Source organism: Paenibacillus sp. TSA_86.1, from assembly GCF_052691815.1.
Window position 1 is genome coordinate 251,520 of the sequence record NZ_JBQZGE010000003.1, and the last position, 25,234, is coordinate 276,753.

Here is a 25,234-nt window from a genome sequence, read left to right on the forward strand (position 1 = left end):
AAAGATTCAGACAGGGAGAGGATTAAACATGATTAAAGTTGGAATCGTAGGTTACGGTAACTTGGGCAAAGGTGTGGAAAAAGCAATTACCCAGAACGATGATCTGGAGCTGGTTGCTGTATTTACACGTCGTGATCCGGAACAGATGGTAGCGGAAGGTACAGAAGTTCGCTTTGAGCATATTTCTGCGGCTGAGCAGTATATAGGCAAAATCGATGTCATGATTTTGTGTGGGGGCTCTGCAACCGATTTGCCGGAACAGACACCTGTGATCGCCAAGCTGTTTAATACCGTAGATAGCTTTGATACCCATGCCAAAATTCCTGAGTTCTTCGAAACGGTGAACGCGGCAGCTGAGCAAGGTGGACATGTAAGCGTGATCTCGACAGGCTGGGACCCAGGTTTGTTCTCCATGAATCGTTTGCTTGCACAATCTATTCTACCGGAAGGAAAAGAGTACACGTTCTGGGGCAAAGGTGTTAGTCAGGGCCACTCGGATGCGATTCGACGTGTATCAGGCGTTAAAGCCGGTGTGCAGTATACAGTACCTGTAGAAGAGGTCATTAATAGCATTCGTTCAGGCGAGACCCCGGAATTGACCACACGCGAGAAACATCTTCGTCAATGTTATGTTGTGGCAGAAGAAGGTGCGAACCAGGATGAGATTCGTGAAACGATTGTGAATATGCCGAACTATTTCTCGGACTACGATACGACAGTTACCTTCATCAGTGAAGAAGAACTGAAATCCGAGCATGCAGGCATGCCGCATGGAGGTTTTGTCATTCGCAGCGGAGTTACAGGTAACGGGCAAAAACAAATTATTGAATTCGGTTTGAAGCTCGACAGCAATCCGGAATTCACCGCGAGTGTACTTGTGGCGTATGCCCGTGCAGCACAGCGTTTGAGCAAGGAAGGACATAAAGGGGCGAAGACGGTATTTGATATCCCGCTGGGCCACCTGTCGCCCAAATCGGCTGCGGATCTTCGTCGTGACTTGCTGTAATCTGAGTCTGTACTATACTTTGAAAAACTTTGAAAAAAATAGCTCGTCCTTCGGTGGAAGGACGAGCTATTTGCATTGTGCGCCTTTAACGCCAATGAGAAGGTTTGCTCAAATGGTCAGGCAGCAAGGTATCCGAGTTTCCCATAGCAGCGTTCAGCTGGGATTGTGTCAGAAAAATCCCGCCCCGCAGGTCGGCTCCGCCAAGCTCCGTATCCCGCAAGTCCGCTCCAATCCAATCGGCGTTTCGTACATCGGCATTACGCAGATTCGCTGCAATCATGAGCGCACCCCGGAAACTTGCGCCTCTCAGATCTGCTCCTTGCAGATTAGCCCCCAGAAAATCCATGCCGCTGCGTTTCTTCCCTTTGGCCTTACCTTGAACCTGTGTTTTCGCCGGAGCGCTGCTGCGTACAATCTCACTAGCCTGGATTAGCAGGGTGTTCACGTTTGCACGATGGCTTGTGATGTCCAGTTGCAGCAGAGCTGCTGGCTCCAGATCACTCAGGCGCGCCACATCGGGATAAGTTTTTTCAATTGAGGCATGGAGCGAAGCAGTATCTGGCCGCATTATAACCTCTCTCATATAACTGATCAGTTCATGAATCTGACGCAGTACAGGTAGACAGTCATACATTTCACGGGCCGTTTCGGGGTGCGTACGCCAGCTTCTGTCCGCATACGTCACCTGTGACAGCTTCTGACCTGCACCAAAGCAGTCATAGACGGTGCAACCTTTGAAGCCTTGTTCCCGAAGCTGGGTGTGGATACCACATCGGTAATCCTCCCGCAGATTGGGGCAGGGGGTGCCGCTGGACTTGTCAAAAGCAAAATCCGAGGATTTGCCATAAGGCAAGGCCACACAGCATAACCCGTAACACTGCTCACAGTCTGCTTGAAGATGGGGATTCCCAGTGTAGTTTAATGATTGGTTAGACAAAATACACACTTCCTTATCATGGTAAGAACAATTCCATTTTAAAATGTACGGATCACATCATGTCAATATCACTTTACCATTGGATGGAATTCACTTCAATCACATTGAATGGATGGCATCTATACCTTTGTGAGACCAATGACAATGAAAAGAACCATATGTTAAAATGTGAATTGAATTATAAACAAGCAGCAGTACTGGCGGATAGTGGATGGAGGTAGCAGAAAGTGGATGAGTTAAAGATGCGTCAGGCTACTCTGGAAGATCGGGAGCAGCTTGCGGATTTACGGGCCGAGGTGTTATATGATGATTTGACACGTTTGGGTCGATACGACGAGATTCGGGTGAGGGAGCGTTTCCGAAATACGTTCCAGCCGGAACATACACAAATTTTGGAACTGGAAGATGTTTTCATTGGATGTGTGTCGTTAAAACCGGGTGACGGGGAGTTTCTACTGGAGCACTTCTACATTGATCCGGACCACCAAGGCAGGAAACTAGGCACAAAGGTGCTAAGCATATTGTTTGAACAGGAAGCAGTCAAGGGTAGACGTGTGACCTTAAACGTGTTGCAAGGAAGTCCGGCAAAGCGTTTATATGAACGTTTCGGATTTAATATAGATCATGAAGATGAAGTGGACGTGTTCATGTCCAGAAACCCTCATGGGGTTGGAAACCTCTCGCATAGTTAAGGGTACAGCATAATACAAAGAAGCCTCTCCTTGGCATGGTAGCTTGTAATGACCATTGCACGAAGGAAAGGTTTCTTTTGTATGAACTATTTTAAGAATGCGGTAAAAGAGGAATTACACGACGCCTTGAGCAATCATGGAATCGGCTACTTTGAGGAAACCGGCAATGTTCGCTCCAGCAAGCAAGTTGCCTTCACAGCCGTATTCTTCGGCAGCTTCTACACAGCTTTTATAAATGTTTTTCATAATGTCATGCAATTTGGCATCCACTTCTTCAAATGTCCAGGACAACCGCATGCTGTTCTGTGACATTTCAAGAGCGGACACGGCTACACCGCCAGCGTTTGCAGCTTTCGCAGGGCCAAACAGCACGTTAGCACCTAGGAACACATCAATGGCAGCCAGCGTGGAAGGCATGTTTGCACCTTCACCAATCGCCTTAACGCCACCTTGAACCAACAGGGTCGCAGCTTGCTCGTCGATTTCGTTCTGCGTTGCACATGGCAGAGCGATATCACAAGGGATAGACCAGATCCCCTCAAAACCCTCGGTATACGTCGCATGCGGGTGTTCTTTGACGTATTCGCTGATCCGCAGACGCTCAACCTCTTTCAGACGTTTGACCGTATCGAGATTAATGCCTTGCGGATCATGTATGTAACCACCAGAGTCGCTGCATGCTACCACGCGGGCACCAAGCTCCTGTGCCTTCTCAATGGCATAGATGGATACATTGCCGGAACCGGAGACAACAACGGTGCTGTCCTTGAAGCTGAGGCCTTTGGACGCAAGCATTTCGTTAACGAAGTATACACAGCCATAACCGGTTGCTTCCTTGCGTGCGAGACTTCCGCCGTATAGCAGACCTTTGCCTGTTAATACGCCTGCTTCATGCCCGCCGCGAATACGTTTGTATTGTCCGAACATGTAACCGATTTCCCGCGCACCTACACCAATATCACCCGCAGGGACGTCTGCATCTGGACCGATGTATTTGTACAGCTCCGTCATGAAACTTTGCGTGAAACGCATGATTTCCTGATCCGATTTTCCTTTGGGATCAAAGTCAGAACCGCCTTTACCGCCGCCGATTGGCAGGCCAGTCAGTGCATTTTTGAAAATTTGCTCAAAGCCTAAAAACTTGATAATACCCGAGTACACCGATGGGTGGAAACGAAGTCCGCCTTTGTAGGGACCAATAGCACTGTTGAATTGTACCCGGAATCCGCGATTCACCTGCACTTTACCTTGATCATTCACCCATGGAACACGGAAAGTGATGACCCGTTCCGGCTCAACAAGCTGCTCTAACAGACTGTGGTTTCTGTATTTGGGATGTGCTTCGATGACGGGGATCAGTGAATCCAGGATTTCCTTGACAGCCTGATGAAATTCACTCTCGTTCGGGTTTCTCGCGATAACCGACTCATAGACGGAATGAACATATGCTGCGGCAGTAGTAGCTTGAGATGACGTTGAACTATCTTTTGTAATCGTGGACACTTTTTCAATGCACTCCTTTATCGTGTTAAAGTCTGTGGATACCTATTTGTATAAATTGCATAAAAGTTTGTAGTTAAATATACATGAAAGAAAATAAAAATACGAGATGGAAATCCATAAAATGTTTTTTATGTGGTAATTAAAATGTTCTATAGATCTATCATTATATGTAAAGAATATCGTGAAACTCTGGATAATATAACCAAAGTATAGAATTAAACTCCAAGTTAGCAGAATTGATTGGATTAATAATTTCATTTTGGTAAGATGGTAAGAAGGGCTCGTAATTCGGGCCCTTTTATTATAAGAAGGAGGACAACAGGATGATGATGGGTAACAACAAGCGAATCAACGTGGAGAACAAGGCGTGTATAGGAGGTGAGATCTACTATGAACCGTAGAACTCCACTTGACAACTGCAGAGAAATGCTGGTGAGTCAGCTGTTGATCCTGGGCGAAGAGAAAAGGACTTTTCTTGACGCTTATTTTGACGTGCGCAGTCCTGAGCGTGTGCAGCTGGATAAGCAGTTGATGGCTTATACAGAGCGAGTCGAGCAATTGCTTGCTGGACCGGATGAGCTTCTGAGTTCCGTTGTGCTGATCGGCAGTCAGATTGAACTGGAATATGTTGATTTTCATACATTGGATAGGTTAACGATTGTTATGCCAGAAGAAGCAGATCCAGACGAGGGACAGATTTCATTCCTTTCTCCTGTGGGACGTCAATTGCTTCTGGGTAACAAAGGTGAAATACGAGCGATATCAACTCCTTCGGGTTCCATGAAAATTCGTATAGCGAGCATCGGATGGGCTTCGGAACTGAACGTAGAGCAGGTGCAAGAACCTGATCGGTTGGATGAGACGAATGCCAATACCTTGCAAGATTTGTCTCGGGGAGGTGCGGATCATGCACTTTAAAGAAACAGATCTGCCAGGCATTGGTCGTAAATACTGGCTGCATACCCGCAGCGGGGAGCATCTTGTCATCGTGGTTCATAATGATGAACGACGTGATTTGTTCCATATGGAATCTGGGGATCAAGCGGAAGATCTCGGAGATATGGTCTCTCTGGTGACCCTTGACGATGATGAGGCAAGAGCCGTAGCTGCTATAGTCGGTGGCATGACGTATAAACCCCAGTTCCAGAACGAACGGGAAGTTATGCTGGAAGGGCTGCTGATTGAGTGGCTTCGCATCGAACCCCATGCGGCTTGCATCGGGAAGACGATTGGAGAGATGAACATCCGTCAGGTTACCGGTGTGGCGATCCTGGCGGCGGTGGACAAAGAGAAACAGAAACAATTCAACCCCGGGCCAGAGTATGTGTTCACCAGTGGGGCAACAATTGTTGTTGCCGGTGAACGTGACCAACTCAAGCAGCTCAAACACTGGTTGACCGATGGGCGGATGTAGCGTATGGATATGCTCATATTTGAAGTGGGGGTTGCCATTGCGCTGATTACACTTACGGGATTGATATCTGCACGACTACGATTTTCGGTTATTCCATTTTACATTCTGATTGGTATGGCCGTTGGACCACATGCACCACAGTTTGGTATTGTGGATTTACGATTTATCGAAAGCTCGTCTTTTATTGAATTTATGGGCAGGCTGGGTATTTTATTTTTATTGTTTTATCTGGGATTGGAATTTTCGGTCTCACGGTTATTAAAATCGGGGAAAGCCATCCTAACCGGTGGCATATTCTATGTGGCTCTCAATTTTGTCTCAGGCTTGTTGCTTGGCTGGTTCATGAATCTGCCGCTTCAGGAAACGATGGTCGTATGCGGGATCATGACCAGTTCATCTACGGCTATCGTAGCCAAAGTGCTTGTGGATTTAAAACGTACCGCGAATCCCGAGACGGAAATTATTATGGGCATGATTATGTTTGATGACTTATTCATTGCCATTCATATTTCCATTCTGACTGGACTTGTGCTCAGCGGGGCAACTTCATTCGGAAGTGTGCTGCTGGTGTCTCTCTCTGCTTTGCTGTTTATTGTACTGTTCCTGATTATCGGCAGGAAGAGTATTAAATATATCGATAAAGCATTGAACATCAAGTCCTCGGAGTTATTTTTGCTTACGATCATGACATTGCTTTTCCTCGTGGCCGGATTCTCGGAAACCTTACATGTAGCTGAGGCCATTGGCGCGTTAATGATTGGACTAGTGCTTGGTGAATCCAGGCATGTCAGCCGAATTGAGCAGCAGATTATGCCGTTCAAAGATTTTTTTGGTGCCCTGTTTTTCTTCAGCTTTGGCCTGACCATTGAGCCATCCTCTCTCGGGGGAGCTGTAGGCATGACGATAATTGCTGTGGTTCTAACGATTCTGAGCAACTACGGAGCAGGCATGATTGCAGGGAAAATGGCTGGCATGTCGACCAAAGCTTCGTTGAATGTGGGCTTTACGCTGGTATCTCGGGGTGAGTTCTCGATCATCATGGCGAACATCGGCAAGGCCGGAGGCCTGATGGCCTCCATTCAATCCTTCGCTGTGTTATACGTGCTGATTCTGGCCGTACTGGGGCCTATTCTGACGAAAGAATCTCCTCGTCTATATGCGAGGTATGAACGGTTCCGGAATCGGGGGAAACGCAAGGAAACGGGATAAGGGTTAGAGAAGTGCGTCGCACGATGCTGGAGAACGAACTTTCTCCCAAGTGCGGCGCTTTTTTATGCGTGATAAAGCAGGACTTTAGATGTGATTTTGCAGAAATATATTTAAATATTTTAAAAATTATGTAAAATAATGTTATTTGTTATCTGTGACAATGAAGATCTATATTTTGAATCACAGCCAAAATGATAGGGAGGAATAAAACAATGAGCAAGAAAAGTAGATTTCAACGTTTCAGATGGTCTGCCACAGGTATACTGCTCGGTCTTGTCTTATTTGCTTTACCTGCATCTGCTGCCTGGAATGATACATATCAAGGGTACGCTACGTACACAGGGTCGGGTTACTCGGGTGGTGCTGTATTGCTCGATCCGATTCCGGCAGACATGAAGATTACCGCACTCAATCCATATCAGCTTAATTATAACGGTGTCAAAGCTGCTTTAGCTGGAGCTTATCTGGAAGTACAAGGGCCCAAAGGGAAAACCGTGGTATATGTAACCGATTTATATCCGGAAGGAGCCAGTGGAGCACTGGATCTCTCACCAAATGCGTTCAACCAGATTGGTGATCCCCAGGCAGGGAAGATCAACATTAGTTGGAAAGTGGTTAAAGCTCCGATCCAAGGGAACGTATCTTATCGGATTAAGGAAGGCAGCAGTCAGTGGTGGGCAGCCATTCAGGTTCGTCATCATAAATATCCGGTGCTCAAGTTCGAAGTGAAGCAGAAGAACGGCTCATGGCTTAATCTCGAAAAGCAAGATTATAACCATTTCCTTGGCACGGGATTAGGTAAGGAAGAATTAAGTATTCGGATCACCGATATTCGTGGTAAAGTGGTGTATGATTCCATTCCGGCTCTGCCAAACGATGGATCAGGTGGTGCATACATTGTACCGGGGAACGTGCAGTTCCCGGATTAATGTGCATATGTGAATCAAAATAGTATGATCATAGATGAGTTTTAAAAGTCGTACATCGTACGGCTTTTTTGATGTAGAAAAAGGAGCGTACATATGCGGAAAAGCTTGCCTTCTTATAGAACAACCCATTTATATTGGAAGCAGTATCAGTCATTTTTTCCTGAAGAAGTCAGGTTGGATGAAAACAACTCCCCGGAGGAGGAGTGGTGGGAAAGCCATGGAATCCATCTTCACATTGACCGATTTGCGGTACCAGAGTCACCTGTCAAAATACTGTTTATTCATGGCGCCGGGGGGAATGGCAGGTTACTCGCCCCTTATGCACGGATGCTGCAGCAACATGGATACGAGGTCATATCACCTGATCTACCGCCATACGGTCTAAGCTACGCATTGCATGGCACGCGCTTGAACTATGAGTTATGGATCACACTGTTAGATGCCCTTATGGAGAGGGAGTATAAGAAAGACGGCATACCTTTTGTTGTATTGGGCAGCAGTATTGGAGGAATGTTGGCCTATCACGCCAGTGTACGAAATAAACAGGTGAAGGGATTAATTGCAACGACATTTGTAGACACAAGTAATCCAGATCTGCGTGATCAGATTGCTCCGAATCAGTTCGTCAGTCGTGTAGGTAAACGCATGATGGATATTTTCCCAGGTGTATTAGATGTTGTACGAATCTCGGTTAAACGGGTTTCTCGAATGGAGTTAATTACGAACAACAAGGATCTGACCCGTCTCATTATGAACGATCCACAAGCGGCGGCTACGTCGGTGCCTTTGGAATTATTAAGAACTTTCCTGAATAAAACACCCGAGGTGAGTCCGGAACGATTCAGTCAGTGCCCGGTTTTGCTGGTTCATCCTGAGATAGACCCGATGACTCCGTTACAGTTCAGTCAATCTTTTTATGATCGTCTGGAAGTGGAGAAGGAATGTGTCATTTTGGAGGGAGCAGGTCATTTTCCGATAGAGCAACCGGGTCTGAGACAATTGAAGGAAGCGGTTCTAAGATTTTTGCGAAAAATTCATTAGCTTTCATAACGTGCCCTGATTTATGGAATGAAGGATATGATATTGCATGAAATACATAGTTCACTGTGCTTATTACAGATAAACGGATAACACCTCCCTTTAAGGGAGGTGAATGATAATGTTTTTGATATGAATTGCGTTACCGCCAACCTGAATCTGAGTAATTTTATTGAAGCTGTCCAAAGTTAATCTGGCTCGGATCTCGGAGGGACAGTTCATAGTGTACCCCTGTCTAATTGTGTACGTGTGATGAAGAGGAACTGTAAGCTGGTTGTAAAGATATAAATAACAGAGCATGGCGCCATTGGATGTACCCGTTGCGCTCTCTTCCGGTATATCATACAGTGGTGCAAAATTACGACATTCTGTCAGAACGTCCATAACATTTGATCCGAGTGTAAACACGTGATAACCGATGGCATGATGAGCCTTGCTAATTTCTGTGATACGCTGGAAGTCAGGATCAATTTTGGTCAGAACATCAATATCTTTAACGGCTATCATGATATCGGGTAGTCCAGTAGACACAATCTGTACAGGTAGTTCAGAATGCAATTCTTCCGTAGAGATACGTAACGAATCGGCAATCTGCTGTCGATCGACAATCTCCCCAAACTCCGGCAACGTCTGAGACAGGTAGACTTCTCCATTGACTTCAATAATGACTCTAAGAATTCCGGCTAATGTCTCCAGTGTATATGTACCAACATCAACGAGATGCTGTGTCTTCATTAGATAAAATAAAGCAATCGTGGCATGTCCGCAGAGATCAACTTCGTCACTTGGTGTAAAGAAACGCACTTTGAAATCTGCCTGATCCGATGGCATAACAAACGCAGTCTCTGAAAATCCGACTTGTCTGGCGACCTCTTGCATCTGGGATTCAGACAAATGCGCTGCTTGTAACACAACCCCTGCGGGGTTTCCACCAAGAGCTTTGTCCGAAAATGCATGTAATGTATTCACTTCAACCTCCATATGGTTACCTCGCTTCTTCAATTTTTGGATTGAGTAATGGACTACGGTTTAACATAATCGGTAATCGACATTATATCACGATTGTTGAACTGAATAGTGAATCCCGGATTGTTATGAATTTTTGAATGAATAGGTCAAGTGATCAATGGGAAGGGGTAATGAAGGGAGAGATAGCATAATGATAATCTAATGGAAAGGCTGGGATTTTTAATGAAAGCAATTGTGATTGAGGAATTTGGTGGAGCGGAACAATTGAAGGAACAAGAAGTAGCCAAGCCATCCTGTGGAGTCAATCAGGTGCTTATCCGAACACATGCTACGTCTGTAAATCCAGTTGACTTCAAAATAAGACAGGGTCACTTGAAAGAGGCAGCGGATCAGCTGCCGATGATTCTGGGCGGTGACGTGGCAGGGACTGTGGCTGAAGTAGGTTCGAATGTCACGCGGTTCAGAGAAGGAGATCGCGTATTTGCTCGCCCACGTCAATTCGGAACCTATGCCGAATATGTTGCTGTCGATGCGGATATCGTTGCTCGCATTCCTGAACAATTGAGCTTTGAGGAGGCAGCGGCGATCCCGCTTGCCGCAATGACAGCTTGGCAAGCACTCGTTGATCATGGTCGTTTGGGCAAAGGACAAAAGGTGCTCATACATGCCGGTGCAGGTGGGGTAGGCACATATGCCATTCAAATTGCCAAATCGTTGGGCGCTGAGGTTGCTTCCACCGCGAGTGCAGCGAACGAAGAACTATTACGCTCGTTGGGCGTGGATCATTTCATTAACTATAAGGAACAGGATTTCTCGCAGATCCTCTCAGATTACGATGTTGTATTGGATACAATGGGTGGTAACATCCAGCGAGACAGCTTCAAGGTATTAAAGTCTGGAGGACGCCTGGTATCTCTTGTAGAACAGCCGAATGAGCAACTGGCGAAGGAAGCTGGTGTGACAGGTAACGTGTTCATGATGGAGCCGAAGGGAGATCAACTGGAACAGTTGGCCGAACTTGCGGCTGCGGGAAAACTGAAATCAATCATTGATGAGACGTATCCGCTCACGGAGCAAGGTTTGCGCGATGCTCACGAAAAAAGTGAATCCCACCATACACGGGGCAAACTGGTCATTATTGCGGATTAGTCTGGAATGGGTGAGATAACCGAGTGAGCCGAAGATGGACATGGGATTAAATATCAGAGGAATTAACGTTCTGTAGCCTGTATATCACTCGCCGTTCTCCAAACAGGAGAGCGGCTTTTTGTCTTTTTTGTTTGGTTATATGTATTTTTCAAACCATATTTTCTACACAGAATCAATGCAACATGGGGAGCAAATATTTTTCAGTGAAGAGGAAGGCAGCTAATAGTTTGAAATTCAATCGGACATTGGATTTTGTAACAATTGATTATGGAAGAGGACGAAATGATGAAGGGGAAATAGGTTTACTTATGCCGAGATAAAGAAACTAAATTTGAGAAACAGTGTGAATGGCGAAGTTTCATTGCTACTGCATCATGAACGATCCGTACTGTTTGAGCATTTTAATCATTGCGGTCATAAAACATAAAATTAACTTTAATCGTAAATAATGTTAATGTTATGTCATTTTTAGGTTCATTTGCTCTGATATAATTTCTGCTAGGTAGACGAAAGGAGATTTTAGGATTGAAAAAAGTACTCGGTGTATTGATGGTGTTGAGTTTCATCTTGCTCTCAGGATGTGGTGGACCAGTTAAGCCTGCAACCGATACGCAAGGTTCGGGCGAGTCTCCCAGTAAACAAGTAACAACGCAGCAAAATAGTGATTACTGTTCTGTAGCGCGTACAAGTTTGGATAGTGAAACTGAAATTTATTTCTATGGAACTTGGAAAGTTGAGAAGCTTTTAGGATTTGCAAATTCATATAATGATGCCTCTGAATATCCAACAGGTCAAAAATTTATTGGGGATGAAATCCTTGTCAAAAAAGACTTATTTTCATCAAAAGGAATTAAAAACTACAGTCAGTATCAAACTGAACTAAGAAACCCAGTATATGAGATTACAGCGACATGCAATAATAAAGATTCCTTTTATAGATCATATAAAATAGATATTCCAGACTTAAATGAAAATGATGTAGTAAAAGCAATAGATGTAAGTAACCCCTCTACAAAAATGAGTATACCTGTAAGTTTAAGTTTTTTTGTTGTTAATAATGAGAGGCTTATCTTGTTATCAGAGGCAACTATTTTTGAGCTTAAAAAAATTTCGGAGAAATAAAGAATGTCAGCTTTAAAGGCTGACATTCTTGTTTATATCGTAAAACGGTTAAACTATAGTGTATATACAGGATATTTGTGAGTATACCACTGACCTTTACAAAATAAAGTTGCTTCCTCATTTCTTCGTCTTTGTAAATTTCGATCATATGAAAATGCTTTGCTGACCAATTTTGAACATTGATCAATCTCATCGTTTGAAAGAGGGCCATAAAATGATGGATATACTTGGTTATATTCAAGCAGTTTTTTTACATCATTGGTGTTTAACACCCCAGCGCCTCCATTAAAAACAAGCGAAACGAGCGCATCAAATTGGGATTGTGAAAAATACATGCCTGTAGGAAGTGTCAAATTATTTACTGCTGCTACAGCACTTGCGGTATCATTGGTGAAAAATGTATTTGCCTGAGACTGAGAAATTGGAGAAGTGTAATTCAGCCCCAAAGAAGTTGATAGAGCATTCGCTTGTGCTTGGGTTAGAAGAGAATCATTTGGATTACCCGTTGTATTTTTAGTATATGTTTTAGTCTTTGTTATCAAATGTCCCCATCCAACTGTTGGATACCCATATGGATCTCCATAGAATTTCAAGGAAAAACCCTCATGCGATTTGATAAGGTCAGCTCCGCCACTACCTAAAGATTGATTAGCCATAATAATCACTCCTTGAATTAGTTTGGTAGAAGAACAATAGGGAGGAATCATAGCCAGAACACCATTCCCAAGTTTTCTGCAATGCCGTATTGGCCTTCACATCTATATAAAGAGAAATGAGTTTCTTTTTTTACAACCACTCTCCAAATTTTATCTAATATTAAAAGTTTGTATGACCTCAATCATTTTGACATAGAGTTCCTGTTTTAGATCCTCTCGATGATCGCTAGGTACTTGTCGTAAGGAGGCTTTAATCTTTGGTGTGAAAGATTCTAGAATATGTATGTCGCCTCCTGATCATGGTGCTGCTGTGCTTGTACTAAAAGTTCGGCCAACATAAAATCACCTCTTTACATTTTTTTGTATTTCATTCTTTAAGCCATTAATAGCATCGCTTAGATCAGATATTTTTTTTTCAAATCGAATAAGTAGAAACAGAGTAATTGTAATCGGGAAGCCTAAATTAGCAATAATAGCAGCAATGTCACCCTCCATCATAATTCATCCCTTCCGTTATTAAGTTGCGCAATTTAGTTAGAGCTTTTAAGCGGTGTTTCGAGACATTTTGCTGGGATACTCCCAATATTCTGGCTATTTCCTTGTCATTTAGTCCTAGTACGTAAGCAAAAGATAAAATCTGTTGTTGTTGTGCTGAGAGGGATTCATAAGCTTGATAAAGCGAGTGATCCGCAATGTGATCTTTTAAATTTGGTGGCACAGATTCTGAGTCAAAAACTGCAAGTAAGGCAGAATCTATCTTCTCATCGGTATCTAAAGTTAGCTGGAATCGGCTGTCTTTCATTCGTCTCTTTTTGTCATAATTAATAGAGTTGTAGTATATAAGATTGGCCATATACGTGATAAAACGACGATTCAAGTCATTATCCGTTTTCAATATAATCCCCCCGTTCTTTTTAAAGAGATCATTCCTACTCTATAAAGAGAAATGAGAATCATTTTTTACAACAAATTTCCAAAAAAAATAACATTTACCAAATAAAAAAGAGGTTTGATATGTGTTAACAAGTTCTTGGCTTCGTATGCTCAAAAAATGCAAGAACTCCTCCTAACAGTGAAGTGGATGTTGTTTGCGATAATAGTGGGTAAACCATCTTTAAAATGTGAATTAAATACGAAGTTATAGCAAGTTATTTTAAATCGTTATAATAACGTAAATAAAAAGGTCGCTCATGTGAGCGGCCTTTTTGTATTGGAGGGAAGAGTATGGAAGGTCACTTTTACAGCAGAAATGAACCGGCTATTCCGAGGTCTTCAGAGAAACAACCTGAAAAATGGATGCTAACGTGCAATATGTATGTGGCATTTATTGACACCGCCGCTATCTCTTTATCGGAATAAGTGCTGAACTCTATGTTAATTTTTGGAGGTGAAACAATGTCTATTAAAAACTATCAAAAGATTATTCCAGTGTTGGGTTCCTTGGTAATATGTAAAGAATTCGCTTCCTAGGATAGGCAAGGCATGTACCTACTAACAAATTAACTCAGCTTCTTCACCAATGTGCAACGTTGATATATAATAGGAGAAATTTATTCCATTCTGCATATGAGGTGAAACGGATGACCAACGAACTTATTCAAGCCATTCAGCTGTTGAAAGAAAAGAAATGGGTAGATCTGACCCATACCTTCGGTCCGGCATCGCCGCATTTTTCTGCCTTTGATGCTGCGGAGTTTGATACCCTGTTTAACCACGATCAAGGTTTCTTCGCTCAAAGCTTTAAGTTCCCAGGCCAGTACGGTACCCATCTGGATGCACCGATTCATTTTGTGCGTGATACACGTTACCTGGACGAATTGGGACTTAAAGAACTTGTGTTGCCGCTCGTTGTAATCGATCAGTCTGCGGCTGTGAAGAACAATCCCGATTTCTCCTTGGAAGTAGACCATATTATTGAATTTGAGAGAGAGCACGGCAAGATTGAAGCAGGCAGCTTCGTAGCCCTGCGAACCGATTGGAGTAAACGCTGGCCGAATCATGAAGACTTTGACAACAAGGATGCCGAAGGGAACAGCCATGCACCCGGATGGTCTGTTGCGGCCCTGACGTTCCTCTTCGAAGAACGCAATATTCAAGCGATCGGTCACGAAACGTTTGATACAGATGCCGCGGTAGATTATCAGAAGAACGGTGCCTTGTTAGCAGAATATTATGTGCTTGCACAGGACACATATCAGGTAGAATTGTTAACAAATCTGGATCAGGTTCCCGCTAAAGGAGCCGTCATCTTCAATATCGTTCCGAAAGCGGAGAAAGCATCAGGATTCCCGGTGCGCTCGTTTGCTATTCTGCCTTAAAGTTCTACAGACCAAAACGTAAGTGCAAGCTGCTATAACAATTGAAATATATGTAGTGAATCAAGGGAGGCTTAACAAGCCTCCTTTTTTAAGTTTGAATTCTATCTATTTATGACTTGAAGAGGTATCAGAGCTAAATCGCTCAGAGATGTTTTTCTTAGTCTTTCGCCGCCGCATCCATCGCTTTACCAAACCTTCCTCTTTGCGTTCCTGTAATGTTTCCTTCATGCCCTGAATCATGAACTCAGAGCGGCGTCTGTCGTCGCGGCTGATCTTACGTAATTCCTTGATAAATTTGTCGTCCATCGTATTATGCCTCGCTCATTCAGTGTATAAAACCATTATACCGAACATACGTTCTTTTATCAAGTTTTACCATATAATGAATTGATATTGATTAGGTTAACTCTGCCAGTGAAAATAAGCACAGGTTTATCCCCCTATTTGTGAGAAAATGGTACAGTAAGTCTATTTATTTCAATGGCCTATGCAAATAGAGAATACGAAGGGAGCGGTCCGCAATGACAGAGCGATCAGAAAACTCAGGAAACTCAAACAACTCAGATAAATCATATCTTCTTGCAGCGATGCATGGCTTGTTGGGTCTTGGAGCAGTGATTGGAGGATTCATGCTGATCTTAGATCCGTCGGGGAAATTGTTGAATATGCCTGTTTCTCTACTGGAACGCTCTCCTTTTTCCGATTTTTTAATTCCTGGAATGATCTTGTTACTGGTCCTTGGTTTATTCCCTATCGTTATTTGCATGGCTCTCCTGAGACGAATTCATTGGACATTAGTGGAAAAGCTAAATCTTTACCCTAAACGCTACTGGGCGTGGACGTTTTCCTTGTATACGAGTTATGCTCTGCTCATCTGGATCATCGTGCAACTGTACATTATTCAAACCGTTTCCCTCATACATCTGTTCTATTTTGCCTGGGGACTGGGTATTCAGATGGTTACTTTACTGTCTGACATACAACGAAGATACAGCATATAATCAGAGGACAAGGCGGTACTTAGTCTAAATGATGAGGTTTATTTTTCATATTGACAAGGAGATGTGATGTCTGCATACTTACGATATAAACTTTATAAAGTATATTTATTAAGTTCTGAAAAGTATTCGCATCTTGAGAGGAGCAATGCAGTTGGCAACCTGGTTCTTATTGATCATCTATTTGGCATTTATCAGTTTGGGGCTTCCGGATTCTTTGCTCGGTTCTGCATGGCCGGTCATATGGCCAGAGATTGGCTCCTCGGTTGGAGCAGCAGGTCTTGTATCCATGATTGTTGCAGCTGGAACGATCGTCTCCAGTCTCGCAAGCGGTCGGATGATCCGCAAGCTGGGTACAGGCAACATTACATTACTTAGTTGTTTGCTCACTGCCGTTTCTCTGCTTGGATTTTCCATGGCTCCCTCCCTGGTCTGGTTTATTATGCTGGCTATTCCGCTGGGACTGGGTGCGGGTGCGGTAGATGCGGCGTTGAATCATTATGTGGCAGAACATTACGGGGCTCACCATATGAACTGGCTGCATTGCTTCTGGGGTGTAGGTGCAACAACGGGACCGTTCATCATGGCTGCTTCTATTGCAGGTCAGCACTCCTGGAGAGGTGGGTACGCAGCCGTTGCCGCTATTCAATTTAGTCTGGTCATTGTGCTCCTACTTACTTTGCCATTGTGGAAACGAGTGGCGGCGACCCGCCAGACTCCGAATCTGCTGGACAGCAAAGCGGTGGATGAAGCGGACGAGACCTTAACGACAAAGCTCCTGAATATAAAAGGGGTTAAACCTACACTTTTGGCTTTTCTGTTCTATTGTGGGGTTGAAATGACTGTTGGACTCTGGGGGGCTAGTTATCTTGTCGGTACAAGAAATGTTTCGGCAGAAGTGGCTGCAGGATGGGTTTCGCTCTATTATGCGGGGATCACATTCGGAAGGCTCATTACAGGCTTTATTACTTTAAAGGTATCTAACCTGCTGCTCATCCGCTACGGTCAATGGACCACCATTATCGGTGGAATTGTCTTATTGCTGCCCTTGCCTTCCGGGTTTGCTGCTGGCGGTTTGGTACTGATCGGCCTCGGATTGGCTCCAATCTATCCTGGACTTTTGCATGAAACCCCCACCCGTTTCGGTAAAGGCAGTGCAGCGAGACTAATGGGTTATCAGATGGCAGTTGCTTATACAGGCACCACATTGCTACCGCCGCTTTTTGGATTGCTGGCATCGAAAGCAGGAACGGCTTCTTTTCCGATTGTTGTGCTTGTACTACTTGTTCTTATGCTGGTTTGTGCAGAAATTGTCAATCGCTTAGTCGTGAGACCACAACAATTACGCAAGAATTAAGGAGGAGGAGAGAAAGATGGCTTATTTAATTATGGCTGTTGTCATCTGGGCAGGTGTTTACGCGAACATGGCTTTGTCCAAACAGTCGATGGACGTACAACCTGTACGATCTATAGATGATCTGTTTGAATGAGCATTATGTGCAAAGCAATGTATAATGTTATGATATGGAGTACGATAACATGAATACGATTGCTTTGGTCTTTTGAACCAGAGTGGAAACGAGAGGGTTATGAAAAAGGCAAACGCTACAATGATGAAACACATCAATATGAATAATGTGCGTGAAGTCATGCAGCAGCAGGAAACCGCAACGAAACCGCAGCTTGCTTCATTAACGAATCTTAGTGTAGTTACCATTAACGCTCTAATTCAGGAGTTATGTGATGGCGGAGAGCTGATTCAAGATCAAATCGTTCCCTCGAACGGCGGTCGCCCTGCCCAAGCATACCGATACAATTACAATTATAGACGTGCGCTGGTTTTGTCCATGAAAGAAATGAAAGGTCAGGGGTTAATCTCGGCCACGGTATTCAATCTCGAGAATGAGATTGTGCTGAAGGAAGAGAACATGCTACCTGTTTTTGATAAACAGCATGTGCTGCAACTTATAGCACGTTTCATTGCGGCACATCCTTCCATCCATATGATCGGAATAGGTATCCCGGGTCAGGCTGTCGACGGGGATATCACGGTAAGTAGCCATGATGAGCTTATTCATTCCCATCTGATTCGGGAGATTGAGCGTGAATTCCAGTTACCTGTAATTGTAGAGAATGATGTCAATGCAGCGGTTAGCGGCTACTACACACAACATATGCATACAAAGGGGCAGGATGTAGCGGGCATTTATTTTCCAAATCGTTACCCGCCTGGTATGGGCATGGTGCTGAACGGACAAATCATCCGTGGCAAAAACGGGATGTTCGGTGAGATCAAGTATCTTCCGTACTCACCCGACTGGAAACAGGAAATGAGCAACGAAGACTATACGGGTCATGTGTGCCGGATTCTACAAACGGTTAATGCGGTTGTTGCTCCTCATCAGATTGTCATCTATCAGGAGCGAGTGGAGACAGAGGTGCTCGACGCGGCGTGGAGACAATATGTAAAGGAGAATATGATGCCGACACTGCCTGAGATTGTATACCAGAACTCGTTTCAGGATGACTTTGATGCAGGGTTGAGAGGTGTGGTTCTTCAAGCTTTGAAATCCTCCATATTATCTGAAGTGTTATGATCCGCAGGACGAGTTCTGTGGATTTTTTTGCTGACATGAGTCCACGAATTTCTCTGGAAAATTTCTTGTTGACATGGAACCAGTTACACGGGATACGATTCTATTACGGCAAAGAGAACTTTTTGCACACTTTATAAATATTGTTTATAAACATCACCTATCAATCAACTGGAGGGACACATCATGATTAAACTGGTTGTAACCGATTTGGACGGAACTTTTCTAAACAGTAAAGGATCATTTGATATGGAGTTATTCAACGAAGTTCATGAGGGGATGAAACGTAAAGGCATTACTTTTGTAGCATGTACCGGAAAGCAGTGCGAGCGTGTTGAAAAATTATTTGGTGAGCACGGCAAGGGAGTTTGGATACTTGGAGACAGTGCGGCCAGAATCAAGAAGGATGGGCAGGTGGTTCGGGAGTTTAGCATGGAGCCTGCACTAGCATTGCAAGCTATTCAGGAAATTCAATCATTTGATCCCCAAATGACCATCATCGTTTGTGCAAGTGATGCCGCTTATGTGCATTCTTCCATATCGGATGAGATGTATGACGTTGTGAAAGGCTCGTATGAGCAGGTCATCAAAACGGACTCTTTTGCAGGTATCAGCACTTCTTTTATTAAAATTACGGTATTCGATACCGAGGGACGTTGTACAGCACTGCGAAAACATGTAGAACAGACCATGGAAGGACAAATCTATATTGTTGATTCTGAACCGAGGTGGCTGGATATTACGGCACTGCATACACACAAAGGTGAAACGGTCAAAACATTGCAGGAGATGCTGGGCGTAACTTCACGTGAAACGATGTCCTTCGGTGATGGCGAAAATGATGTGGAACTGATGGCTATTGCCAAATACAGCTTTGCTGTGAGCAATGCATGCGAAAATACCAAACGTGCCGCGCAATTCATAACGAAATCCAATGATGAAAATGGTGTATTGCGAACGATTCAGGCGATCATGGATTTGCAGGAATAATCTATAGATGAGGGGGAATCGAGATGCGTGAAGAAGAGAGAATTATGAAGGGCATGTTATTCAGTCCGGCTGATCCGGAACTGAAGGACATCAAAAGAAAAGCTCATCATCTCAGTCAGCGTTATAGCCAAACCTTTGAAGAGCAGACGGAGGAAAGGCAGCAGATCGTACAACAGTTACTAGGGGAGATGGGAGAGAGCGGATTTATGCAGGGTCCCATTTTCTTTCATTATGGCGTGCATACCCGGATTGGGCATCACTTTTTTGCGAATTACAATCTGACCATACAGGATGATGCACAAGTGACGATTGGAGACTACACCAGCTTTGGTCCCAATGTTACTATTGTTACTCCTGTTCACCCTTTGATTGCGAGTGAACGGAGACAGATGCTGAATCAACATGGTGAGCTGAAATCACTCTGTTATGCCAAACCGGTTACCATCGGTAACGATGTATGGTTGTCTGCAAACGTTACCGTGTGCGGAGGCGTTACGATTGGAGACGGATGTGTGATTGGAGCGGGAAGTGTGGTTACACGTGACATTCCACCACATTCACTTGCCGCAGGTGTGCCGTGTAGAGTAATCCGCAGCATTACAGAAGCGGATAGCATGCGGCATTATCCCGACATCTTGGCAGATTGCCAAGTGCCGGAATGATGGATAGGAAAAGGCTGTCACCGATGGATCTGCATGATCCTGGTGACAGCCTTTTGTGTTCAGGCAATTATTTTGACGCGTTATACTTGCTCAGGAATTCTTTCACTTTGGCCGGATCGGCCTTGAGTTCATTGCCCGTTTGTACAAGTGGGCTGACGGTGGAATAAGCTTTCAGTTTGTTGTTTTTGTAAAATTGCAGAATCTCATCCTGATTAATGGAATACAGTACCGCTTTTCTCAGATCACTGCTCTTGGCCACTTCACGATTGGCTGTGTTGAATAACAGATACGATACGGCATTGCTTGGAATGCTTTGCAACTGCAATTTGCTGTCATTCTGGATAATGTCGTATTTCGTCTCAGGCACCCCGTAGTATAGGTGGATTTCACTGCTGCGAAGGGCTGAGAGAGCACTATCGGCATCTGCGATGAAGCGTACGTTTACTTGATCAATCTTCGGTGCGAAGTCGGAACCTTTGCGGTATCCCGGGTTTTTCAGGAAGACGCCTTCGTAATCATTTTTATAAGAAAGAATGTAAGGGCCGCTTGTGTAAAGGGTATTTTTATAGTTGGCACCCTCGGTCACGGTGTTCTGATCGCCATAAGGAATATCTTTGTTCACATCGAAGGATGCGACATCATAGGTATTAATGCTTTCGACTTGTTTCTTGGATACGATCCCTGCGGATTGGTGCGCCAGATAGTTCAGCACTTGCGGGAACGGTTCAGTTGTCGTTACTTTAACCACTTGGTATTTGCCTGCACCGTTATTAGCTTGTTTTTTATCGCTAACCAGTTCCTTGATATCACTGTCGAGTCCTTGATTCAGAGCTTCCAGCACAGTTCCGTTGCCCCCGGATTGTTTCGCAGACTCCAGTGCGCTCAAGTCTGTCACGAGTTCCGCTTGCTTGATATGTTCATGCAGACTGTATGTGCGGTGATCCGGAACGGAATCTTTATTTTTGGCACGGTCGAGGGAGAAAATGACGTCATCTGCGCCTACACGTTCTCCGGTATCGACCGCTTTTTTGTTTTCGATTTTAGCAAAGTTGATATCGTCACGAAGTACAAAATAGTACTCAGAGTTACCATCTGCAATCGTGAAATTCCGTGAAAGTGATCCATCAGCAGTTAATTGATCGTCATCCGTCAGATTCACCAAACGCACATACATATTGGTATTGAGTTGGTTGATGGAACCGTCGTTTCCTTTAATCGGATCGAGGGAAGTCAGTACAGATGCTGCTTGTGTCAGAATCAACGGGTCTTTACTGTTTTTGGAGCTGTCCTTGAACTCAATCGGTTCCCACGCCATGGCACGGGATTTGGACAGACGAACGGTATCGACATTCAGAATGTCCTTGTTCACCGCCTGACTTTTCAGTGAAATGTAGAGTGGAGCGATGTACGCTTGGTCGGTAACCAAACGGTCTTCCAACTTTTTATACGTTTCTTTGTATTCATCAGGTGTCTGAGTGGCGGCTTGATCGATCAGCTTATCGATCTCTTGATCCGCAAGAATGCTATAATCCCCGCCTGTTTTGAAAAGAGAGCGAACCGCATAGTCCGGATTGCCCGTTACCGTTGTCCAGCTGGACAATGCGATATCGTAGTTGCCTGCGTCCTGCTGGGACTTAAAGCTGCCGTAATCCGGTTGTAGATTCAGCTTCACATTGAAGCCGTTTTTGGTTAGCTGGTCACGAATGATGTTGACATCATTTTCGGAAGAGCTCATAGCGAGCAATTCGATGTCTACCGCTTTGGCTGTAGTCTCCGACGTATCGGAAGGTTTGTTCTGCTCCTGGGATTCGGTTTTGGTTTTCACATTGCAGCCGGAGATCACCAGCACGAGAATCAGCAGCAAGGCGACAAGTGTACGTTTTTTCACGAAAATACCTCCATTTTGTTAATAGATGTGATATATGATTTTTTTTTTTGAACTATTTCATTTACACAAAAACGGAGAGGACAGAAAAAACCTGGAAAAACGGAGTGCTCGCCTTTATAACCGGATTTTTCCCTTGAGAAAAGGGAATCAAAAAAATCTGGGGATAACAGCGATTGCAAGGTTATTCTGTCATCGGAGTGCTTCGTGTAAACCTCTTTTAGTTCAACCTAATAAATCCATCGTCACGCCTTCTCAAGCTTGGGATCAAGGGCATCCCGTAATCCATCACCGAGAAAGTTAAACGAAAGAACAAGCAGAATAATGGCTAGTCCCGGGTAGATCGCCAGATACGAATGAGTCTCCAGATAGGTGCTGCCCAGCTTAAGAATGTTGCCCCATTCCGGAATATGTGGTTCCACACCCAGCCCGAGGTAACTCAAACTGCTGGTTGCAATGACAGCTCCGCCAATCGTCAGCGTGGATTTGATAATCATCGGTGCGAGCGAGTTGGGAATGATGTGTTTGAAAATGATTGTACGATTGGTATATCCCAAGGCACGCGCCGCCTCGACAAACTCAAAGGTAGATACATATAGCACACTGGCCCGCATCGTTCGGGCATACGTTGGAATGGAACCCAGGCTTAATGCGATGATTAGATTCACGGTGTTGGCGCCAAAAGCTGCAATGATCGCGATGGCGAGCAAGATACCCGGAATGGCGTACAGGATATCCAGCAGACGCATGATGATGTTATCCGTATGTCTCCCGTAGAACCCCGAGAAGGCACCCAGTACACCGCCAATCACAACCGGAATTACCGTTGACATCAAACCGACAATCAAGGAGATTCGTGCACCAAACACGATTCGGGAAAACAGACATCGACCGAAATCATCCGTTCCTAGCGGATATGCCAGAGAAGGTGACTGAAGCAGGGCCGAGTAATTATTTTCCACCGCCATGCTGTAGTCGAAGGTAAAGAAACTGCAGATGGAAATCGAGAACAGGAAGATGATGAAAAAAAGTCCGGACATCGCGGTCATATTCGGAGCAAGACGCTCCCACAGATCATTCCAGAAATTCGTACCCTGCTTCTCTTGTCTGCGAATCCGGCGAAGGATCGAGATTCCCAGTAGCAACGCGAAAACATTGCCCGTAATCACGCTAAGAATCATCACTCCTCCTACAACCGTCATCCAGCGAGGCAGAGGAGAGGCATCATACCTGGACACGATGATTAATACGACCAGATCAATGACCAGAATACATAACAGCGCCGCCATGGAAGGCAGAAAGGTATCGGCAACATAAGGTTTAAACACATTCAGAGCCGATACACCAATCACAAAAAGCTGGGTTAACAGTGCATATACAGCAAACGTATATTCAATGCTTTTTCGTTTCCGAATCAGATGAAAGGCAGCTGTTACGACAAAGATATTACCTGTGAAAACAGCCAGCATCTGAATCCAGGCTAATCTGCGTGTCAGATCATGTATTGCGCCTAACCGAATCAGATTCTGCCTGATTCGAATGACGAGCAGACTTTGAATGAGTGTAAAGAACAGATAAATGCCGGTCACCCCGGCTATAAACGGTTTGAACGCCTGCCCGCTCCAGTCATAACTGTTCAGCAGCAATAACAGGGTCAACAGAACCGAAGTGATCCATGCGAAGCTGGCTTGACTATATTCCTGCGAAGACTTGAGCCGGAAACGCTTTTCCTGCGTAAGGGAGCTTGATTTTGTCATAATACACCTGCTTTAATATTGTTTCATTTTGGAGCGAACCCTGGGATCGATGAATGCGTAAAACAGGTCAACCACCACATTCACAATGGAGATCGTGATTGCTGTGTAGATTACTCCGCCCATAATACTCGGAATATCCGGGATGAATTGTTTATCGACTATATAACTTCCCAGTCCGCTGATGTTAAACACCTTCTCTGTTACCGCTGCTCCGCCAAGCATAGCTCCGAATTGAAGCCCCACGACAGTGATGATGGGAATCAGTGCGTTGCGTACCGCATGTTTCAGTATGACTTGCCGCTCACTTATACCTTTGGCCCGGGCAGTCATGACATAATCCTCATGAATGACCTCAAGTGTGGATGAACGGGTCATTCGCGCAACGGCGGCCGTAAGCCCTGTACCCAGTACGATGACTGGCATAATCATGGATAGCCAGTTCTGTGGATTAAAGGTGGCGGGAAGCCATTGCATTTTAATCGAGAAATTCAGAATGAAAATCAGTCCCTGCCAGAAGTTCGGGATAGACAGTCCAATTAGAGCGATGAACATAAATGTGTAATCAAACCAGGAATTAGGCTTGATCGCCGAGATGATGCCAATCGGCAAAGCGATAACAATTGCTAACAGCAGGGAAATCACGGCGAGTGTCAGCGTAATGGGGAACTTTCGGGCAATGGTATCCGTTACGATCTCATTCCCTGCAAAGGACTTGCCGAGATCAAACATCGCAACGCCCTTGATATTGTTCCAAAGCTGGGTCAGATAAGGCTGATCCAGGCCATACACATGATTAAAGGCTGCAATCTGCTCTTGTGTCGCCGTTACCCCCAGAATATTGGCAGCCGGATTAAAGGGAGACAAGTACAGAATCGTAAATACCAGCGTTGCTACGCCCAGAATGACAAAGATTGTCATGAGCACTCTTTCAAATATGTACTTAAGATACGCATTACCATAGAGGAACAGGATGAGATACATCAAACAGCCGGGTATGACAGAGAGGGCCAGAAACCAGGGCTTAGCGATAAACATACCAAATATGTCGTGCAATCCGAGGCGATGACGTCCCTGTTCTTCCAACTTGCGAGAGGTTCGTTCCAGCAGTTCGTTCTGAAATGTTTCCTCAAGCCAGCTCTCAGCCTGTTGTCTGAATGCCGCCTCACCGACCTCTTGCTTGAAGAAACGATGCTTGCGTCTCAGTTGTTCTTCCAGTTCTAATCGTATGATGTCACGGTAGGAAGAATGGTTCATCTCCTGTTCAACCTGTTGTTTAACAGCTGACCAGCCATCTTGTTTACGTTTGGATTGCCAGACCATATAAACGATCAGGTTAATGGGTAAACCGAGAATGATCAATACATATCGATAGACGGGATGAAGCAGCATTTTGCCATAAATAAAAC

General features: G+C 44.6%; 25 protein-coding genes. 15 read left to right on the forward strand and 10 right to left on the reverse strand.

The features are described from left to right. Positions 1-28: 28 nt before the first annotated feature. On the forward strand, positions 29-1,006 hold the full coding sequence (locus tag ACUTVW_RS10165; RefSeq protein ID WP_445645681.1) for a diaminopimelate dehydrogenase: 978 nt from the start codon (positions 29-31) through the stop codon (positions 1,004-1,006). 85 nt (positions 1,007-1,091) lie between these two features. On the opposite strand, the gene ACUTVW_RS10170 is transcribed toward ACUTVW_RS10165, so the two are convergent. Continuing rightward, positions 1,092-1,952 carry a pentapeptide repeat-containing protein gene (locus ACUTVW_RS10170; RefSeq protein WP_445645682.1) on the reverse strand — a complete coding sequence of 287 codons (861 nt, stop codon included), beginning with the start codon at positions 1,950-1,952 and terminating at the stop codon, positions 1,092-1,094. Positions 1,953-2,170: 218 nt separating this feature from the next. Between ACUTVW_RS10170 and ACUTVW_RS10175 the strand changes: the two genes are divergently transcribed. Then, positions 2,171-2,635: a GNAT family N-acetyltransferase gene (locus tag ACUTVW_RS10175; protein ID WP_445645683.1), complete on the forward strand. Its 465-nt coding sequence runs from the start codon at positions 2,171-2,173 to the stop codon at positions 2,633-2,635. A 114-nt stretch (positions 2,636-2,749) separates the two neighbouring features. Here the strand turns inward: ACUTVW_RS10175 and gdhA are convergent, their stop codons facing one another. Then, the gene (gdhA, locus tag ACUTVW_RS10180; protein WP_445645684.1) at positions 2,750-4,138 is read right to left on the reverse strand and encodes an NADP-specific glutamate dehydrogenase; all 1,389 of its coding nucleotides are present in this window, start codon (positions 4,136-4,138) and stop codon (positions 2,750-2,752) included. A gap of 390 nt (positions 4,139-4,528) precedes the next feature. On the opposite strand from gdhA, the gene ACUTVW_RS10185 reads away from it, so the two are divergent. From ACUTVW_RS10185 to ACUTVW_RS10205, 5 genes are all read left to right on the forward strand, one after another. Beyond that, positions 4,529-5,056 (forward strand): GreA/GreB family elongation factor, encoded by a 528-nt coding sequence (locus ACUTVW_RS10185; protein ID WP_445645685.1) that lies wholly within the window; start codon positions 4,529-4,531, stop codon positions 5,054-5,056. Then, complete coding sequence (locus ACUTVW_RS10190; protein ID WP_434749919.1) at positions 5,046-5,552, forward strand: cation:proton antiporter regulatory subunit; 507 nt, start codon at positions 5,046-5,048, stop codon at positions 5,550-5,552. The genes ACUTVW_RS10185 and ACUTVW_RS10190 overlap by 11 nt, the downstream gene beginning before the upstream one ends. A gap of 3 nt (positions 5,553-5,555) precedes the next feature. Then, on the forward strand, positions 5,556-6,761 hold the full coding sequence (locus ACUTVW_RS10195; protein WP_445645686.1) for a cation:proton antiporter: 1,206 nt from the start codon (positions 5,556-5,558) through the stop codon (positions 6,759-6,761). A gap of 212 nt (positions 6,762-6,973) precedes the next feature. After that, complete coding sequence (locus ACUTVW_RS10200; RefSeq protein WP_445645687.1) at positions 6,974-7,690, forward strand: expansin EXLX1 family cellulose-binding protein; 717 nt, start codon at positions 6,974-6,976, stop codon at positions 7,688-7,690. Between the two features lie 93 nt (positions 7,691-7,783). Next, positions 7,784-8,731: an alpha/beta hydrolase gene (locus tag ACUTVW_RS10205; protein WP_445645688.1), complete on the forward strand. Its 948-nt coding sequence runs from the start codon at positions 7,784-7,786 to the stop codon at positions 8,729-8,731. A 99-nt stretch (positions 8,732-8,830) separates the two neighbouring features. On the opposite strand, the gene ACUTVW_RS10210 is transcribed toward ACUTVW_RS10205, so the two are convergent. Further along, positions 8,831-9,709, reverse strand: a complete 879-nt coding sequence (locus tag ACUTVW_RS10210) for a PhzF family phenazine biosynthesis protein (RefSeq protein WP_445645689.1) — start codon at positions 9,707-9,709, stop codon at positions 8,831-8,833. A gap of 210 nt (positions 9,710-9,919) precedes the next feature. Here ACUTVW_RS10210 and ACUTVW_RS10215 point away from each other — a divergent pair, with 210 nt between their 5' ends. Together ACUTVW_RS10215 and ACUTVW_RS10220 are read left to right on the forward strand one after the other, a co-directional pair. Beyond that, on the forward strand, positions 9,920-10,846 hold the full coding sequence (locus tag ACUTVW_RS10215; RefSeq protein WP_445645690.1) for an NADP-dependent oxidoreductase: 927 nt from the start codon (positions 9,920-9,922) through the stop codon (positions 10,844-10,846). Positions 10,847-11,371: 525 nt separating this feature from the next. Next, positions 11,372-11,968 carry a hypothetical protein gene (locus ACUTVW_RS10220; protein WP_445645691.1) on the forward strand — a complete coding sequence of 199 codons (597 nt, stop codon included), beginning with the start codon at positions 11,372-11,374 and terminating at the stop codon, positions 11,966-11,968. A 53-nt stretch (positions 11,969-12,021) separates the two neighbouring features. On the opposite strand, the gene ACUTVW_RS10225 is transcribed toward ACUTVW_RS10220, so the two are convergent. The 3 genes from ACUTVW_RS10225 to ACUTVW_RS10235 all read right to left on the reverse strand — a co-directional run bounded on the left by ACUTVW_RS10225 (position 12,022) and on the right by ACUTVW_RS10235 (position 13,519). Then, on the reverse strand, positions 12,022-12,624 hold the full coding sequence (locus tag ACUTVW_RS10225) for a lysozyme (protein WP_221790292.1): 603 nt from the start codon (positions 12,622-12,624) through the stop codon (positions 12,022-12,024). A gap of 342 nt (positions 12,625-12,966) precedes the next feature. After that, the gene (locus ACUTVW_RS10230) at positions 12,967-13,122 is read right to left on the reverse strand and encodes a YvrJ family protein (protein WP_221790291.1); all 156 of its coding nucleotides are present in this window, start codon (positions 13,120-13,122) and stop codon (positions 12,967-12,969) included. Next, positions 13,109-13,519 (reverse strand): sigma-70 family RNA polymerase sigma factor, encoded by a 411-nt coding sequence (locus tag ACUTVW_RS10235; protein WP_221790290.1) that lies wholly within the window; start codon positions 13,517-13,519, stop codon positions 13,109-13,111. The genes ACUTVW_RS10230 and ACUTVW_RS10235 overlap by 14 nt, the downstream gene beginning before the upstream one ends. Before the next feature lie 685 nt (positions 13,520-14,204). On the opposite strand from ACUTVW_RS10235, the gene ACUTVW_RS10240 reads away from it, so the two are divergent. Next, positions 14,205-14,942 (forward strand): cyclase family protein, encoded by a 738-nt coding sequence (locus tag ACUTVW_RS10240; protein WP_445645692.1) that lies wholly within the window; start codon positions 14,205-14,207, stop codon positions 14,940-14,942. A gap of 105 nt (positions 14,943-15,047) precedes the next feature. On the opposite strand, the gene ACUTVW_RS10245 is transcribed toward ACUTVW_RS10240, so the two are convergent. Then, positions 15,048-15,248, reverse strand: coding sequence for a hypothetical protein (locus tag ACUTVW_RS10245; protein ID WP_154887772.1), 201 nt, complete (start codon positions 15,246-15,248; stop codon positions 15,048-15,050). Between the two features lie 215 nt (positions 15,249-15,463). On the opposite strand from ACUTVW_RS10245, the gene ACUTVW_RS10250 reads away from it, so the two are divergent. From ACUTVW_RS10250 to ACUTVW_RS10270, 5 genes are all read left to right on the forward strand, one after another. Continuing rightward, entirely contained in the window at positions 15,464-15,943 is a 480-nt protein-coding gene (locus tag ACUTVW_RS10250; protein ID WP_445645693.1) for a hypothetical protein, read from the forward strand. A gap of 151 nt (positions 15,944-16,094) precedes the next feature. Continuing rightward, positions 16,095-17,297, forward strand: a complete 1,203-nt coding sequence (locus ACUTVW_RS10255; RefSeq protein ID WP_445645694.1) for an MFS transporter — start codon at positions 16,095-16,097, stop codon at positions 17,295-17,297. A gap of 232 nt (positions 17,298-17,529) precedes the next feature. After that, entirely contained in the window at positions 17,530-18,537 is a 1,008-nt protein-coding gene (locus ACUTVW_RS10260; RefSeq protein WP_445645695.1) for an ROK family protein, read from the forward strand. Positions 18,538-18,720: 183 nt separating this feature from the next. After that, positions 18,721-19,524 carry an HAD-IIB family hydrolase gene (locus ACUTVW_RS10265; RefSeq protein WP_445645696.1) on the forward strand — a complete coding sequence of 268 codons (804 nt, stop codon included), beginning with the start codon at positions 18,721-18,723 and terminating at the stop codon, positions 19,522-19,524. A 23-nt stretch (positions 19,525-19,547) separates the two neighbouring features. Then, positions 19,548-20,186, forward strand: a complete 639-nt coding sequence (locus ACUTVW_RS10270) for a sugar O-acetyltransferase (protein WP_445645697.1) — start codon at positions 19,548-19,550, stop codon at positions 20,184-20,186. Between the two features lie 67 nt (positions 20,187-20,253). Here the strand turns inward: ACUTVW_RS10270 and ACUTVW_RS10275 are convergent, their stop codons facing one another. The 3 genes from ACUTVW_RS10275 to ACUTVW_RS10285 all read right to left on the reverse strand — a co-directional run bounded on the left by ACUTVW_RS10275 (position 20,254) and on the right by ACUTVW_RS10285 (position 25,217). After that, positions 20,254-22,074 carry an ABC transporter substrate-binding protein gene (locus ACUTVW_RS10275; protein ID WP_445645698.1) on the reverse strand — a complete coding sequence of 607 codons (1,821 nt, stop codon included), beginning with the start codon at positions 22,072-22,074 and terminating at the stop codon, positions 20,254-20,256. A 242-nt stretch (positions 22,075-22,316) separates the two neighbouring features. Beyond that, on the reverse strand, positions 22,317-23,828 hold the full coding sequence (locus tag ACUTVW_RS10280; RefSeq protein WP_445645699.1) for an ABC transporter permease: 1,512 nt from the start codon (positions 23,826-23,828) through the stop codon (positions 22,317-22,319). Between the two features lie 12 nt (positions 23,829-23,840). Beyond that, entirely contained in the window at positions 23,841-25,217 is a 1,377-nt protein-coding gene (locus ACUTVW_RS10285; protein WP_445645872.1) for an ABC transporter permease, read from the reverse strand. Between the last annotated feature and the right edge of the window lie 17 nt (positions 25,218-25,234).

Bases quoted from the DNA above. Each gene is read 5' to 3' on its own strand.
- ACUTVW_RS10195 (WP_445645686.1), top strand. From the start codon at position 5,556: ATGGATATGCTCATATTTGAAGTGGGGGTTGCCATTGCGCTGATTACA.
- ACUTVW_RS10205 (WP_445645688.1), top strand. From the start codon at position 7,784: ATGCGGAAAAGCTTGCCTTCTTATAGAACAACCCATTTATATTGGAAG.
- ACUTVW_RS10190 (WP_434749919.1), top strand. From the start codon at position 5,046: ATGCACTTTAAAGAAACAGATCTGCCAGGCATTGGTCGTAAATACTGG.
- ACUTVW_RS10210 (WP_445645689.1), bottom strand. From the start codon at position 9,709: ATGGAGGTTGAAGTGAATACATTACATGCATTTTCGGACAAAGCTCTT.
- ACUTVW_RS10230 (WP_221790291.1), bottom strand. From the start codon at position 13,122: ATGATGGAGGGTGACATTGCTGCTATTATTGCTAATTTAGGCTTCCCG.
- ACUTVW_RS10250 (WP_445645693.1), top strand. From the start codon at position 15,464: ATGACAGAGCGATCAGAAAACTCAGGAAACTCAAACAACTCAGATAAA.
- ACUTVW_RS10185 (WP_445645685.1), top strand. From the start codon at position 4,529: ATGAACCGTAGAACTCCACTTGACAACTGCAGAGAAATGCTGGTGAGT.
- ACUTVW_RS10200 (WP_445645687.1), top strand. From the start codon at position 6,974: ATGAGCAAGAAAAGTAGATTTCAACGTTTCAGATGGTCTGCCACAGGT.
- ACUTVW_RS10285 (WP_445645872.1), bottom strand. From the start codon at position 25,217: ATGCTGCTTCATCCCGTCTATCGATATGTATTGATCATTCTCGGTTTA.
- ACUTVW_RS10265 (WP_445645696.1), top strand. From the start codon at position 18,721: ATGATTAAACTGGTTGTAACCGATTTGGACGGAACTTTTCTAAACAGT.
- ACUTVW_RS10215 (WP_445645690.1), top strand. From the start codon at position 9,920: ATGAAAGCAATTGTGATTGAGGAATTTGGTGGAGCGGAACAATTGAAG.
- ACUTVW_RS10240 (WP_445645692.1), top strand. From the start codon at position 14,205: ATGACCAACGAACTTATTCAAGCCATTCAGCTGTTGAAAGAAAAGAAA.
- ACUTVW_RS10165 (WP_445645681.1), top strand. From the start codon at position 29: ATGATTAAAGTTGGAATCGTAGGTTACGGTAACTTGGGCAAAGGTGTG.
- ACUTVW_RS10260 (WP_445645695.1), top strand. From the start codon at position 17,530: ATGAAAAAGGCAAACGCTACAATGATGAAACACATCAATATGAATAAT.
- ACUTVW_RS10225 (WP_221790292.1), bottom strand. From the start codon at position 12,624: ATGGCTAATCAATCTTTAGGTAGTGGCGGAGCTGACCTTATCAAATCG.
- ACUTVW_RS10245 (WP_154887772.1), bottom strand. From the start codon at position 15,248: ATGGACGACAAATTTATCAAGGAATTACGTAAGATCAGCCGCGACGAC.
- ACUTVW_RS10280 (WP_445645699.1), bottom strand. From the start codon at position 23,828: ATGACAAAATCAAGCTCCCTTACGCAGGAAAAGCGTTTCCGGCTCAAG.
- ACUTVW_RS10270 (WP_445645697.1), top strand. From the start codon at position 19,548: ATGCGTGAAGAAGAGAGAATTATGAAGGGCATGTTATTCAGTCCGGCT.